Origin of the sequence: Herbiconiux dendrobii (genome assembly GCF_052048175.1) — a bacterium.
In the GTDB taxonomy this organism is placed as follows: Bacteria; Actinomycetota; Actinomycetes; order Actinomycetales; family Microbacteriaceae; genus Herbiconiux.
In genome coordinates, this window is sequence record NZ_JBLZQV010000001.1 from 260,206 (window position 1) to 273,927 (window position 13,722).

The following is a 13,722-nucleotide window of genomic DNA, read 5'->3' on the forward strand; positions in this document are numbered from 1 at the left end:
CGGCTAGAGCGAGCTCTCCAGAGCGCGCTCCGCAGCGTCGAGATCGGCGAAGGTACCGAGATCGCGGCCGCTGCGGCTGGTCACGACGAAGCCGTGCGTTCGTTTCTGAGTGACGATTCCCAGCGGGCGGGCATCGTCGGATGTAGCGACCCAGAGGCCCGGCTGGGCCTTCCGCCAGAGGATGGCGGGGGCGAGTGGTGCTTTCGTCATGGTTCTCCCTTGAACGCGACGACGGAAATCCTAGTTGTCCTCCCTGGGATGCGATAGTTAAGGTGCTGAGCGAACGCGCTCCGCTGACAGGGGAGTACACGTGCACTTTCTCGCCGTCCTGAGCATGAAGAACCGGGCGCTGATCGCGCTGGTCACCATCGTGGTGGCGGTCTTCGGCGGGCTCGCGCTCACGAGCCTCAAGCAGGAGCTCATCCCTTCGATCGAGTTCCCGCAGCTGGCGGTGCTCACGACCTACCCGGGCGCCTCGCCCGATGTGGTGAACGACGAGGTGTCCACGCCGATCGAGACCGCCATCCAGGGCGTCGAGGGGCTGGAGACCAGTTCGGCCACCTCGAGCACCAACCTGTCGATCATCTCGGCCACCTTCACCTACGGCACGGATCTGGCCACCGCCGAGCAGAAGATGGCCCAGGCCATCAACCGCATCAAGTCCACCCTGCCGGCCGACCTCGATCCGCAGGTCATCTCGGGCAGCATCAACGACCTGCCGATCATCTCCATCGCGGTCTCGGGCGAAGACGCCAAGACGCTGGCGCAGCAGCTCGAGGTGGCCGCCGTGCCCGACCTCGAGGCGATCGACGGCGTACGTGCCGCCTCGGTGCTCGGCCAGATCGGCCAGCGCGTCACCATCACGCCCTCGCCCGAGAACCTCGCGGCCACCGGAGTGAGCACCTCGCAGATCACGGATGCGGTCAAGAACAACGGGGTGCTGATCCCGGCCGGCACCCTCACCGAGAACGGCCAGAGCTATGCGGTGCAGGCGGGCTCGAAGCTCACCTCCACCGACGACATCGCGGCCCTCCCGCTGCCCGCCGTGAACCCCGACGGCACGCCGGTGACGGTCGGCCAGGTGTCGACGGTGGCCATCGCCGACGACCCGGTGACCTCCATCTCGCGGGTGAACGGCCAGGACGCGCTGACGATCTCGGTCACCAAGGTGCCCTCGGCCAACACGGTGGAGGTGTCGAAAGACGTGCGCGCGCTGCTGCCGCAGCTGGAGGACGACCTCCCCGGCGCCACCTTCACGATCGTGTTCGACCAGGCGCCGTTCATCCAGCAGTCGATCGAGTCGCTGGCCACCGAGGGTCTGCTGGGGCTGTTCTTCGCGGTGCTCGTGGTGTTCGTGTTCCTGCTGTCGATCCGGTCGACGCTCGTGACGGCGATCTCGATCCCGACCTCGGTGCTGATCACGTTCATCGCCATGCAGGCCACCGGGTACACGCTCAACATCATCACGCTGGGCGCGCTCACCATTGCGATCGGGCGCGTGGTCGACGACTCCATCGTGGTGATCGAGAACATCAAACGGCACCTCGCTGTGTTGGCGGGGTCGACGCTCGGGCCGAAGGAGGCGGGTGCGGCGCGTGCCTCGCTGATCGTGGACGCGGTGCGCGAGGTGGGCGGGGCGATCACGGCTTCGACCATCACCACGGTTGCCGTGTTCCTGCCGCTGGCGTTCGTGGGCGACACCACGGGTGAGCTGTTCCGGCCGTTCGCGCTCACGGTGACGATCGCACTGCTCGCCTCGTTGCTGGTGGCGCTCACGATCGTGCCCGTGCTGGCCTACTGGTTCGTGCGGCCGCCGAAGGCGAAGCCGGGCACCGCGACGGCCGGAGCCGGTGCCGAGGTCGTGCCCACCCGCCGGGCGCGCACGCACCGGGTCGAGATCGAGGACGAGCCGCCTACCGCGCTGCAGCGCCGCTACCTGCCGATCATCACCTGGACCCTCAGGCACTCGGTCGTCACCATCCTGATCGCCGTGGTCGTGCTCCTCGGCACCCTCCCGCTCACCCTGCTGATGAAGACCAACTTCCTCGGCTCCAGCGGGCAGAACACCTTCACCGTCACCCAGACGGTGCCGGTCGGTTCCAGTCTCGATGCCCAGTCGACGGCCGCCATGCAGGTGGAGACGGCGCTCGAGGGCATCGACGGCATCCAGACGGTGCAGCTGACGATCGGCTCCTCCGGCAGCTCGCTGCGCGACGCGTTCTCGGGCGGCGGTGACAGCGCCATCACCTACAACATCACCACCGACGAGGGCGTCGACCAGGATGCGCTGCAAGACACCGTGCGCACGAGGGTCGAGGCGATCCCGGATGTCGGCGAGGTCTCGGTGGCGGCGTCCTCCGGCTTCGGCGGCTCGTCCGACATCGCGATCGACGTGACCGCGACGTCGCAGAGCGACCTCGCGACGGCCGCCCAGTCGGTGCTCACCAGCATGCAGGGCCTGGATGCCGTGAAGCAGGCCTCGAGCAACCTGAGCGATTCGCGCCCCTACGTGCAGGTGGCGGTCGACCGCACGAAGGCCGCCCAGGCCGGCCTCAGCGAGGTCGCCGTGGGCGGGATCGTCTCGCAGGCGATGCAGCCCACCACCGTGAGCACGATCGTGATCGACGACAAGAACTACACGATCTACCTCGACTCGGCCGATCCGCCCACCTCGCAGGAGGCCCTCGCGGCGCTGCAGATCCCGACGGTCGCGGGCCCCGTACGGCTCGACTCGCTCGCCACGGTCTCGGTGGTCGACGGCCCCGCCACGATCACCACGGTGAAGGGTGTGCGCACGGCGACCGTCTCGGTCACGCCGAACAGCGAAGACCTCGGCACGGCGAGCTCGGAGGTGTCGACGGCGCTGGCCGACGTCGAGCTGCCGGCCGGCGCCACGGCCGAGGTGGGTGGCGTGGTGACCGACCAGTCCGACGCCTTCTCCCAGCTGTTCATCGCCCTGCTCGTGGCCATCCTGATCGTCTACGTGGTGATGGTGGCGACGTTCAAGAGCCTGCTGCAGCCGATCCTGCTGCTGATGTCGGTGCCGTTCGCGGCCACCGGCGCGGTGGCGCTGCAGGTGATCTCGGGCATCCCGCTGGGCGTGCCCTCGATCATCGGGCTGCTGATGCTGGTGGGCATCGTGGTGACGAACGCGATCGTGCTCGTCGACCTCGTGAACCAGTACCGGGGCCGCGGCCTGCCGGTGCGGGAGGCCCTCGTCGAGGGCGCCTCGCGGCGACTCCGGCCGATCCTGATGACCGCCCTGGCGACGATCTTCGCGCTGCTGCCGATGGCGATCGGCCTCACCGGGCACGGCGGGTTCATCTCGCAGCCGCTGGCGATCATCGTGATCGGCGGCCTGGTGTCGTCGACGCTGCTGACGCTGATCGTGCTGCCGGTGCTCTACAACCTCGTGGAGGGCGGACGCGAGCGCCGCCGCGCGCGGCGCGAGGAGCGCGCGGCAGCCTGATCATCCGCTGACCGAACGCGAGCGAGGTCAGCGGGTGGCTAGGGAGATCAGCAGGAAGACGACGCCGAGGAGGGGGAAGGTGCCCTGGATGGCGGCGGAGCGGAGGCGGCTGCGGCCGGTGCTGAGCAGCACGAGCGCGGCCGCGAGCATCGAGCCGGCGCTGAACAGCGCCAGGGCGAAGCCCGCAGCATACGCCGGCGTGAAGATCAGCACGATGCCCACCGCGGCGCCGATCGCGAGGAAGAGGTTGTAGAAGCCCTGGTTGTAGGCGAGCGGGGCGGTGGTGTCGGCGTCCGCCTGCGAGGTGAGGCCGAAGACCTTCCAGGTGGCGGGGTGCCGCCAGCGCAGGCTCTCCAGAACGAAGATGTAGACGTGCACGAGGGCGGCTAGCCCTACGAAGACCGCTGCGAGGATGCCCATGCGGTCAGCCTAGTGGCGGGTCATACTGAGACGGCCCGCTGATGGGCCGCTGATCGAAGGAGCCCCATGACCCACGTCGTCGTCACCGGAGGAAGCGGCAAGCTCGGCGCCGCCGTCGTGACCGAGCTGCTCGAGCACGGCTACGAGGTGACCGTGCTCGACCGGGTGCGTCCGGCCGCCCTCGATCCGCGCGCCCAGTTCGTGCAGCTCGACCTCACCGACTACGGGCAGGTGCTCGAGGCGCTCACCGCCGTCGACGATCGCTACGACCACGTCGACGCGGTCGCCCATCTCGCCGCCGTGCCTGCTCCGGGGCTGCTCACGAACTCCGCCACCTTCGCCAACAACGTGCCGAGCACGTACAACGTGTTCGCGGCCGCCCAGGCCGCGGGCATCCTGAACGTCGTGTGGGCATCGAGCGAGACCGTACTCGGGCTGCCGTTCGGGTCGTCCCCGCCGCCGTCGTTCCCGGTCGACGAGAGCTATGCGGTGCGGCCGCAGAGCACGTACTCGCTCGGCAAGGCGCTCGAGGAGGAGATGGCCCGGCACTTCACCCGGTGGAATCCCGACCTCAAGCTCATCGGCCTGCGCTTCTCGAACGTGATGGTGGAGAGCGACTACGCCGCGTTCCCGGCGTTCGAGGAGGCGCCCGAGTCGCGATCCTGGAACGCCTGGGGCTACATCGACGCCCGCGACGGCGCCCAGGCCGTGCGGCTGGGGCTGGAGAGCTCGCTCACCGGCTTCGAGGCCTTCATCATCGCCGCCGCCGACACGGTGATGAGCACGGCATCCTCAGAACTCGCCGCCCGCTACTTCCCCGACGTGCCCTTCACGCGCGAGGTCGAGCCCGCCGAGACCCTCCTCGGCATCGAGAAGGCGCGACGGATGCTCTGGTACCGCCCCGAGCACAGCTGGCGCGACCACGTCTAACCCTTCGACGCGGGCGGCCCCTTCGGCTTCTTCGAGCCGGCGGCGCGCTTCGGGCCCTCACCGAGGGGCGTGGGGTTCGCCACCGTCGGATACGCGCCGGTGAAGCCCGAGCGGGCGGCCGCGATGGCCAGGATGCGGTCGCGGTACACGAACCAGCCCACGATCAGCAACGGGATGATGATCACGAGCGACGCGATCGTGAAGGTGCCCGCCGGGTAGTCGAACGCCATCAGCACGAGCACCGCCACCAGGAACGCCAGCGTGAGGTACGAGGTGAAGGGCGCCGCGAACAGCCGGAACTTCGGCCGCACGTACAGCCCCTGATCGGCAAGCTTCTTGAACTTCATCTGGCAGAGCACGATCGTGCCCCAGCTCGCGATGATGCCGAGCGCCGAGACGTTCAGCACGATCTCGAAGGCCTGCGCCGGCACCACGAAGTTGAGCCCCACGCCGAGCAGGGCCACCGCCGAGGTGAGCAGGATGCCGCCGTACGGCACCCCGCGCTTGTTCATCTTGCCGGTGAACTTCGGCGCCGCCCCGCTCGACGACATCGAGTGCAGGATGCGACCGGTCGAGTAGAGCCCGGCGTTGAGGCTGGACAGGGCCGCGGTCAGCACCACGAAGTTCATCGCCGACCCCGCGATCGCCGCCACCGTGGGGTTGCCGATGTTCGAGAAGAAGGTGACGAAGGGGCTCTCGGTGGCCGAGTAGGTCGAGGCCGGCAGCAGCAGGGCCAGCAGCAGCACCGAACCGCAGTAGAAGATCGCGATCCGGAACACCACGCTGTTGATAGCGCGCGGCATGATCTTCTCGGGGTTCGGGGTCTCGCCGGCGGCCGTGCCGACCAGCTCCACACCCGCGTAGGCGAACACGACGCCCTGGATCATGATGATCGCCACGACCAGGGTGTTGATGCCGTCGGGGAACAGCCCGCCCTCGGCCGCGATCATCGGGATGCCGGTGACCCCCTGATCCGTCGGGAACGCGAACGCCAGGAAGACCACGCCGATGATCAGGAACGCGACCAGGGCCAGCACCTTGATCAGCGCGAACCAGAACTCCATCTCGCCGAACACCTTCACCGAGATCATGTTGGCGCCGAGCACCACGGCCAGGGCGATCAGCGCCAGCAGCCACTGCGGCACGTCGGTGAACAGGCTCCAGTACTGCACGTACACGGCCACCGCCGTGGAGTCGACGATGGCGGTCATCGCCCAGTTCAGGAAGTAGAGCCAGCCCGAGACGTAGGCCGCCTTCTCGCCGTAGAACTCGCGGGCGTAGGAGACGAACGAACCGGAGGAGGGCCGGTGCAGCACCAGCTCGCCGAGCGCGCGCAGGATGAGGAAGGCGAAGAAGCCGCAGACCGCGTAGTCGACCACCAGCAGCGGCCCGGCCTCGTGCAGCCGCCCGCCGGCGCCGAGGAACAAGCCGGTACCGATGGCCCCGCCGATCGCGATCATCTGCAGCTGCCGGGGCTTCAGTGACTTGTGGTACCCGGCCTGCTCGTCGGCGAAGTCCTCGACCGAGGTCATCCGGTCGCCGAACACCTCTCGGGGTGACTCGTCTGCATCGGCGATGTTCTCGCGTGCCGCGTCATTGTTCTCGCCGGCCATGCCGCCTCCTCAGATCGACCCGCAGTGACGCAGATGAGGCTACTCCTGGATGCGATTCGCGTGCGTCACCGCTGCCGACCGCGTGGCGCCGGTCAGCCGCGGCGCTCCCGCAGCCTCAGGATGCGGGCCCGCCAGGCCGCCCCGCCGCCGAGCGCGAGCAGCACGATCGCCGCGCCCACGGCCACCTGCCAGGCCGCGTTGCCGCTCAGCAGGTTGGCGAACAGGGCGAGCAGGGCCGCTCCGTTGAGAGCGAGCGCCGCGATGGAGAAGTGCGCCGAGGTCCAGCGTGGTGGCGGTTGGTGAGGGCTGTTGCTCGGCGGAAGGGAGGGCATCGGGGCTCCGATCGGTGGGTCGGGTGGTGGGTCTGGGCGAGCCGGTTTCAGGATGGCGGGGCCGGCACCCGGAACACCCGGATGCCGAGCGCCCGCAGCACGGCCTGCCCGGAGCGCAGCCGCAGCGTGCGCCAGGGGCGGGAGTGCTCGTCGGAGTACAGCCCGGACTCCACCTGGTACAGGATCTCCGGCGCCAGCGCATCGCGCACGCGCCGCGGGAGCACTCGGGACGCTCCGGCCAGGATGACGACGATGCGCACGGTCTCGGGGCGCAGGCGGTCTTCTTCGCGGTCGAGCATCCGCAGGCCCCGTCGCAGCGAGGACTGGCCGTCGCCGACCTGGGCGACCACGACGGCGACGGTGGGGTGCACGGCGGCGTCGCCGGCGGAGGCTGCGCCGTCGCCCGGCTGCGACACCGCGTCGCCCGGCGCGGTGCCGGGCCGGGGCGCCACGACCGGGATGCCGAACTTCGCGGCGTCCTCGCGCAGAGCGTCGAGCACCTCACCGGGGTCGCCGGCGAGCAGCAGCACCGGTTCCGCCATGCGGGCCGCGATGCGCCGTTCGCGGCGTCGCGACTCCCTCGAACGCACCTGACGCTCCTCAGGCCCGCGGCGGCATCGAGGCCCGCGGCGGCATCAGGGCCTGCAGCGTCACCAGCACGCGATCCGCGGCCGCGCTCTGGATCTCGCGATCGGCCAGTCCGGCCAGCACGCCGTCGCTCACCGCCTGCAGGAAGGTGCCGGTGGTGATGGCGGCGGTCGTCTCGGGCGAGGCGAGCAGGGCCAGGCCGTGCCGTTCGGCGGCCTGCTGGATGGCGGCGCCCAGCCGCTCGTGCACCCGCCGGAAGTGCTCGGTGTACGCGGCCGCCGCCGCGGCATCCCGCATCGCGTAGAGCCGGAACTCCTCGCTCAGCCGCGACCACGCCACGAAGTCGTGCCCGCGGTTGGAGTACAGCGCCAGCAGCGTCTCGAGCAGCTCGCCGCCGCCCCCGCCGCTGATGGCCAGGTCGCCGATCGACCCCAGGGAGGCGAGCGTCTGGTCGAAGTCACGCCCCATCACGGCGAGCAGCAGCTCTTCGCGGCTCGCGAAGTTGTAGTGGAACGCGCCCCGCGTGAGACCCGCGCGTTCGCAGATCAGGTCGAGGCTGGAGGCCGCATAGCCGTGCTCGGCGAAGACCTCCGAGGCGGCATCCATCAGCCGTTCCCGGGTGCGCGCCCGCCGGGCGGACTGCCCCGGGGGAGTCGTGACGGTCATGCCACCACCTTAGAGAACGGATGCCCCGTGCGAGCCGCCGCTCGGAGAACGCCGAGAGCGGTCGAGGAGTTTTATACGAGTAGGTATGATTCTAAGCGTTCGATACGACGGCGTATGAATCCGCTTAGCTCCCTCTCCCGAACTCCCCGTCGAAGGATGTCATGTCGTCACTGCTGTACTCGATCGGCCGCTGGGCGTTCCGGTTCCGCCTGCGCGTCGTGGGGATCTGGCTCATCCTGCTGGCGCTCGCCGGCGGCAGCGCCCTCGTGCTGTTCCAGGGCATGGACTCGAGCGTGTCGATCCCCGGCACCGAGTCGCAGCAGGCTCTGGACGAACTGAGCCGCACGTTCCCGCAGGTGAGCGGATCCAGCGCTCAGATCGTGATCGTCTCCGACGACGGGCAGAGCCTGTCGGCGGATCCGTACCGCACGGCCATCACCGACGAGATCACGGCGATCGACGACATCGACGGCGTCGACTCGGCGCTCTCGCCCTTCGACGAGCTGGGCGCGCAGAACCTCTCCGACGGCGGCGACGCGGCCGTCATCTCGGTGCAGCTGACCACGCCGACGGATGCGGTGAGCGAGCAGACCAAGGAGGAGCTGGCCGAGGCGGGAACGGCCCTGCGCGAAGCCCTGCCGGACGGCACGACCGTCGCCGTGGGCGGGCAGCTGTTCTCGCAGGGCGAGACGGGGTTCTCGGTGAAGCCGGGCGAGATCGTCGGATCGCTGATCGCGTTCCTCATCCTGTACCTGGTGTTCCGCTCGTTCATCGCGGCGGCCATGCCCCTGATCGGCGCCGGGATCGGTGTGGGCATCACCCTGATGCTGATCTGGGCGGCCACCGCGCTCGGCGGCGTCTCGGCCACCACACCGGCGCTGGCGGCGATGCTCGGGCTCGCGGTGGGCATCGACTACTCGCTGTTCATCATCTCGAGGTTCCGTGAGCTGCAGAGAGCGGGGGTCGATCCGCGCGAGGCGGCGGCGCGGGCGAACGCCACCGCCGGCTCCGCCGTCATCTTCGCGGGCATCACCGTCATCATCGCGCTCGTCGGCCTCTCCATCGCGGGCATCCCGTTCCTCACCACCATGGGCATCGCGGCGGCCGTCTCGGTGGCCTTCGCCGTGGCGATCGCCGTCACCCTGACGCCGGCGTTCGTGAGCCTGCTCGGCACCCGCCTGATGCCCTCGGCGAAGGCCGTGGCGCGCACCGAGGCCCGCGCCGAGCGCCGCCGTCGGCGGGCCGCGGGCCGCGCCGAGGGCCGGGCGACTAGCGGCCGGATCGGATTCTTCCGCCGCTGGGCGCGCACGGTCACCCGCTTCCCGATCGTCACGATCGTGGCCGTCGTCGCGGTGCTCGGCGCCCTCGCCCTGCCCGTGCTCGGCCTCCGGCTCGCCCTGCCCGACGCGAGCTCGCTGCCCGCGGGCAACGAGGCCCGGCAGACCTACGACCTCATCAGCGAGCACTTCGGCCCCGGCGTCAACGGGCCGCTGATCGTCACCGGCACCATTGTCGAGAGCACGGATCCGCTCGGCCTGATGGCCGACCTCAAGAGCGAGATCGAAGCCATGCCGGGCGTCGCGAGCGTGCCGCTGGCCACCCCGAACGAGACCGCGAGCACCGGCATCATCCAGGTCATCCCGACGACGGGCCCGGACGAGCAGGGCACGACCGACCTCATCGACGCGATCCGCGCCAAGCACGACCACTTCCTCGACACCTACGGCGTGAGCCTCTCGGTCACCGGTCAGGCGGCCGTCGGCGTCGACATCTCCGCGAAGCTGAGCGGTGCGCTGCTGCCCTTCGGCGCCTTCGTGGTGGGGCTCTCGCTGTTGCTGCTGATGATGGTGTTCCGCTCGATCGCGGTGCCGATCAAGGCGGCGGTCGGCTACCTGCTGTCGGTGGTCGCCGCCTTCGGCGTGGTGACCCTCGTGTTCGTGAACGGGGTGGGGGCCGACCTGCTCGGGGCCACCTCGAACGGCACGGTGCTGAACTTCCTGCCGATCCTGCTGATGGGCATCCTGTTCGGCCTCGCCATGGACTACGAGGTCTTCCTGGTGGCCCGGATGCGCGAGGAGTACGTGCACAACGGGCACGACGCGAGGAAGGCGATCGAGGACGGCTTCGTCGGATCGGGCCCCGTGGTCACCGCGGCGGGCCTGATCATGTTCTTCGTCTTCGCGGCCTTCGTGCCGGGCGGCGACTCGGCGGTGCAGGCGATCGGGCTGGGCCTCGCGGCCGGCGTGCTGATCGACGCCTTCCTGGTGCGGATGACGCTCGTGCCGGCGATCATGGCGCTGCTCGGCGACAAGGCCTGGTACCTGCCGAAGTGGCTGGATCGCATCCTGCCCGTCGTCGACGTGGAGGGTGAGTCGCTGGCCCACGAGCTCGCGCTGGCCGACTGGCCGGAGGACGGCGCGGTCGTCGCCGCGCGCGGGCTGCGGGTGGACGGGCCGCACGGGGCGCTCTTCCAGGACGTGGATCTGCGGGTGCCCGCCGGCGGTGTGCTCGTCGTGCAGGCCCGGGAGCACCAGCGCTCGACGGCGCTGCTGCTGGCGATCGCCGCGCGGCTCACGCCCTCGGCCGGTGACGTCAAGGTCACCGGGCGGGTGCTGCCGACCCACGCCTCGGCCGTACGCCGCCGGGTGGGGATCGCGCTGCTGGCGGGCAGCGCGGATCCGGCCGGCGCCGTGGAGCGCGCGCTCTCGGGGCGCGTGGAGGTCGTCGTGATCGACGGGCTCGACACGGTGGTCGATCCGCGCGAGCGGAACGCGATCGCCGCGCTCATCCGCTCGGCCTACGACGACGCGGCGCGACTCGGCCGACCGTTCGCGCTCGTGCTGGCGACCGCCGAGGCGTCGCGCGTCGGCGACGCCATCCCTCACGTCTCCGACGAGACCGTTCAGACCGTTCAGATCGGATTCGTGCCCGCGCACGATGTGCAGGAAGTGACCCGCTGATGTCCCGTTTCGCCATCGAACCCGCCATCGGAACCCGGCGCATCCGCTGGTACACCCTCGTCGCCCTCGTTCTGGTGCCGCTGCTGCTGGCCGGCGTCGTGATCTGGGCGGTCGACGACTACAACTCGCGGCTCTCCAGCGTGACCGCCGCCATCGTGAACGACGACGACGGCACCGAGATCGACGGGCAGCAGGTGCCGCTCGGCCGCCAGCTGACGGCCGGTCTCGTGGGTGCCGAGGGCACCGCCGACCTCGGCAACTACGACTGGACGCTGACCGACGACGAGGATGCTGCGGCCGGCCTCCGCGACGGCCGGTACGCCGTGGTCGTGACGATCCCCTCGGACTTCTCGGCGAAGGCGACCTCGTTCTCGGATGCCGCGACGGCGGAGCAGGCCGTCATCGACGTGCAGAGCTCGGACAGGTCGCGGATCGCCGACGGCGTGATCAGCACCCTGATCACCACCACCGCGGCGGACGTGTTCGGCGGGGAGCTGTCGAAGCAGTACCTCGACGGCATCTACGTGGGCTTCAACACGCTGAGCGACCAGCTCGGCACGGCGGCCGACGGCGGGCAGGAGCTCGCCTCGGGCGCGCAGCAGAGCGCCGACGGTGCTGCGCAGCTGGCGACCGGCGCCACCGGCATCGCCTCGGGCACCACGCAGCTCGCCGACGGCCTCGGCCAGCTCGCCTCGGGCACCCAGCAGAGCGCCGACGGCGCCGCCCAGCTCTCGAGCGGCGTGTCGCAGTACGTCGACGGAGCCGGCTCGCTGGCCACCGGGCTCGAGCAGCTCAACACGGGGGTGAACGGGGGAGCCACGCCGCTGCCCGCCGCGGTGCAGGGGCTCGCCGCGGGCACGGCCGGCATCGCGCAGGGTGTGCAGGGGATCGCCGCCCTCGAGGCCGCGAACCCCGGCATGACCCTGGCCGAGTTGGACGCCTTCCTGCTCAGCCAGAACCCGCAGTCCGGCGGCCTCGCCGGGCTGGCGGCAGGAGCCCAGCAGGTCGCCGACGGCACCGCGGAGCTCAGCGCCGGAATCAGCGGTACTGCGGATGCTCCGGGACTGGCCGCCGGCATCGCCGCGGCCGCATCCGGAGCCCGCGAATTCGCCACCCAGGGGCAGCAGCTCGCCACCGGGACGTCCGACCTGGCCGTGGGCCTCGGCACCCTGGCCTCGGGAACCGCGCAGAGCGCATCCGGAGCCCAGGAGCTCGCGACCGGCGCCACCACCTTCTCCGAGGGGCTGAACCAGTTCGCGACCGGCAGCACCCAGCTCGCCACGGGAACCACGCAGCTCGCCGACGGGCTCGACCAGGCGGTCCAGAGCCTGCCGACCTACTCGGAGTCGGATCGGGAGACGCTCGGGAACGTCGTCACGGCGCCGGTCACGACCGAGACCGCCTCGGTGAGCACCCTCGTCTCGCGCTCGGCGCTGCCGCTGCTGATCAGCCTCGCGCTGTGGATCGGCGCGCTCGCCGTGTACCTCGTGGTGCAGGCCGTCAGCCGCCGTGCGCTCACCTCGCGCAAGTCGACCGTCGCGCTGGCTCTGGCCGGCTACCTGCCGGGGCTCGCGGTCGGCGTCATCCAGGGCATCGCCATCGCGGCGATCGCCCAGACGACCCTGAAGCTCGACGGCGGCGACTTCGTCGCGCTGCTCGGGGTGGCGGCGCTCACCGGCGCCTCCTTCGCCGCCGTGGTGCAGGGTGTGGTCGCGCTGTTCGGCAACGTCGGCCGGCTGCTCGCCGCCCTCGCCGCCGGGGTGGCGCTGGCCGCAGGTCTCATCTCCACCGCCCCCGCGCTGCTGCTCGGCCTCGCCGACCTGCTGCCCACGGCCGCGGCCTCCACGGCGGTCTCGGCCATCGTCACCGGCTCCGACGGGGCCGGCGCCGCGATCGGCACCCTCGTGGTGTGGGGCCTCATCGGCTTCGCCCTCTCGACGATCGCCGTACTGCGCCGCCGCACGGTCGCCGTCCGGCAGCTCTCCGCCCTTCCCGCCGCCTGATCCGTCACCCTGCCCGCCGCCTGATCCGCCGTCCCGCGTAGCTGAGCGGTTTCTTCGAATCTGACCGATCGTGCAGGCGCTGACCGATCGGTCAGCATACGGTGGAGGACGTGCCCAGCAACCAGCCGATCGCCCGCCCGCAGACCGATGTCGCGGCCGAGCTGCGTGCCATCGCACTCGAGATGTTCGCCGAGAACGGCTACTCCGGCACGAGCCTGCAGCAGATCGCGGAGGCGGCCGGCTACTCCAAGTCGAGCGTGCTCTACCACTTCCGCTCGAAGGAAGCGCTGTTCGAGGAGGCGCTGGCGCCCTCGGTGGCCGAGCTGGACGAGTTCCTCGGATCGATCGTCGAGAAGGTCACCTCGCACGGGCAGCGCACGCAGTTCACCGCCGACTTCGTCGACCTCCTGCTGGAGCACCGGCTCGCCGCCCACATCATCATCAACCAGGGGCAGACGCTCTCCGATATCCCGATGGTCGATCGCGCCACGGGGCTCATCCAGCGCATCGGCGAGTCGTTCATGTCCGACCTGCCCACCACCAAGCAGCGCATCCGTCTGGGTGTGGCCCTGGCCGGTGCCGCCTACATCCTGGTGGCGTCGCGCCCCAGCCTCACCGAGATCGACGACATCGACGAGGTCAGGGAAGCCCTCATCGACGTCGTCGGCGAACTGATCGTCCCGCTGTCCTCCTGACCGTCGTCGCATCGCGCGTCACACGAACCCGAACACCCGAGGAGCT

At 70.4% G+C, this 13,722-nt stretch carries 11 protein-coding genes; 5 read left to right on the forward strand and 6 right to left on the reverse strand.

What is annotated here, in order from left to right:
• Positions 1 to 3: 3 nt before the first annotated feature.
• A complete protein-coding gene (locus ACN4JJ_RS01230; RefSeq protein WP_440708085.1) occupies positions 4 to 210 on the reverse strand; it encodes a hypothetical protein in 207 nt (68 codons plus the stop codon).
• Positions 211 to 310: 100 nt separating this feature from the next.
• On the opposite strand from ACN4JJ_RS01230, the gene ACN4JJ_RS01235 reads away from it, so the two are divergent.
• Positions 311 to 3,469: an efflux RND transporter permease subunit gene (locus tag ACN4JJ_RS01235; RefSeq protein WP_440708086.1), complete on the forward strand. Its 3,159-nt coding sequence runs from the start codon at positions 311 to 313 to the stop codon at positions 3,467 to 3,469.
• A gap of 27 nt (positions 3,470 to 3,496) precedes the next feature.
• Here the strand turns inward: ACN4JJ_RS01235 and ACN4JJ_RS01240 are convergent, their stop codons facing one another.
• Positions 3,497 to 3,889 carry a DUF1304 domain-containing protein gene (locus tag ACN4JJ_RS01240; protein ID WP_440708087.1) on the reverse strand — a complete coding sequence of 131 codons (393 nt, stop codon included), beginning with the start codon at positions 3,887 to 3,889 and terminating at the stop codon, positions 3,497 to 3,499.
• 66 nt (positions 3,890 to 3,955) lie between these two features.
• On the opposite strand from ACN4JJ_RS01240, the gene ACN4JJ_RS01245 reads away from it, so the two are divergent.
• Positions 3,956 to 4,819 (forward strand): NAD-dependent epimerase/dehydratase family protein, encoded by an 864-nt coding sequence (locus ACN4JJ_RS01245; RefSeq protein ID WP_440708088.1) that lies wholly within the window; start codon positions 3,956 to 3,958, stop codon positions 4,817 to 4,819.
• Here ACN4JJ_RS01245 and ACN4JJ_RS01250 read toward each other — a convergent pair.
• The 4 genes from ACN4JJ_RS01250 to ACN4JJ_RS01265 form a co-directional block, all read right to left on the reverse strand.
• Positions 4,816 to 6,351: an amino acid permease gene (locus ACN4JJ_RS01250; protein WP_440708777.1), complete on the reverse strand. Its 1,536-nt coding sequence runs from the start codon at positions 6,349 to 6,351 to the stop codon at positions 4,816 to 4,818. The genes ACN4JJ_RS01245 and ACN4JJ_RS01250 overlap by 4 nt on opposite strands.
• 173 nt (positions 6,352 to 6,524) lie before the next feature.
• Complete coding sequence (locus tag ACN4JJ_RS01255) at positions 6,525 to 6,764, reverse strand: hypothetical protein (protein ID WP_440708089.1); 240 nt, start codon at positions 6,762 to 6,764, stop codon at positions 6,525 to 6,527.
• 47 nt (positions 6,765 to 6,811) lie between these two features.
• The gene (locus tag ACN4JJ_RS01260) at positions 6,812 to 7,354 is read right to left on the reverse strand and encodes a hypothetical protein (RefSeq protein ID WP_440708090.1); all 543 of its coding nucleotides are present in this window, start codon (positions 7,352 to 7,354) and stop codon (positions 6,812 to 6,814) included.
• Positions 7,355 to 7,364: 10 nt separating this feature from the next.
• Positions 7,365 to 8,018 carry a TetR/AcrR family transcriptional regulator gene (locus ACN4JJ_RS01265; protein ID WP_440708091.1) on the reverse strand — a complete coding sequence of 218 codons (654 nt, stop codon included), beginning with the start codon at positions 8,016 to 8,018 and terminating at the stop codon, positions 7,365 to 7,367.
• A 161-nt stretch (positions 8,019 to 8,179) separates the two neighbouring features.
• On the opposite strand from ACN4JJ_RS01265, the gene ACN4JJ_RS01270 reads away from it, so the two are divergent.
• From ACN4JJ_RS01270 to ACN4JJ_RS01280, 3 genes are all read left to right on the forward strand, one after another.
• On the forward strand, positions 8,180 to 10,978 hold the full coding sequence (locus ACN4JJ_RS01270) for an MMPL family transporter (RefSeq protein WP_440708092.1): 2,799 nt from the start codon (positions 8,180 to 8,182) through the stop codon (positions 10,976 to 10,978).
• Positions 10,978 to 12,981, forward strand: coding sequence for a YhgE/Pip family protein (locus tag ACN4JJ_RS01275; RefSeq protein ID WP_440708093.1), 2,004 nt, complete (start codon positions 10,978 to 10,980; stop codon positions 12,979 to 12,981). The genes ACN4JJ_RS01270 and ACN4JJ_RS01275 overlap by 1 nt, the downstream gene beginning before the upstream one ends.
• Positions 12,982 to 13,091: 110 nt before the next feature.
• Entirely contained in the window at positions 13,092 to 13,676 is a 585-nt protein-coding gene (locus ACN4JJ_RS01280; protein ID WP_440708094.1) for a TetR/AcrR family transcriptional regulator, read from the forward strand.
• Positions 13,677 to 13,722: the final 46 nt, after the last annotated feature.

What these genes read in the sequence shown, in the direction of transcription:
- ACN4JJ_RS01230 (WP_440708085.1), bottom strand. Translation starts at nt 210, where the DNA reads ATGACGAAAGCACCACTCGCCCCCGCCATCCTCTGGCGGAAGGCCCAG.
- ACN4JJ_RS01240 (WP_440708087.1), bottom strand. Translation starts at nt 3,889, where the DNA reads ATGGGCATCCTCGCAGCGGTCTTCGTAGGGCTAGCCGCCCTCGTGCAC.
- ACN4JJ_RS01245 (WP_440708088.1), top strand. Translation starts at nt 3,956, where the DNA reads ATGACCCACGTCGTCGTCACCGGAGGAAGCGGCAAGCTCGGCGCCGCC.
- ACN4JJ_RS01250 (WP_440708777.1), bottom strand. Translation starts at nt 6,351, where the DNA reads ATGACCTCGGTCGAGGACTTCGCCGACGAGCAGGCCGGGTACCACAAG.
- ACN4JJ_RS01255 (WP_440708089.1), bottom strand. Translation starts at nt 6,764, where the DNA reads ATGCCCTCCCTTCCGCCGAGCAACAGCCCTCACCAACCGCCACCACGC.
- ACN4JJ_RS01265 (WP_440708091.1), bottom strand. Translation starts at nt 8,018, where the DNA reads ATGACCGTCACGACTCCCCCGGGGCAGTCCGCCCGGCGGGCGCGCACC.
- ACN4JJ_RS01270 (WP_440708092.1), top strand. Translation starts at nt 8,180, where the DNA reads ATGTCGTCACTGCTGTACTCGATCGGCCGCTGGGCGTTCCGGTTCCGC.
- ACN4JJ_RS01275 (WP_440708093.1), top strand. Translation starts at nt 10,978, where the DNA reads ATGTCCCGTTTCGCCATCGAACCCGCCATCGGAACCCGGCGCATCCGC.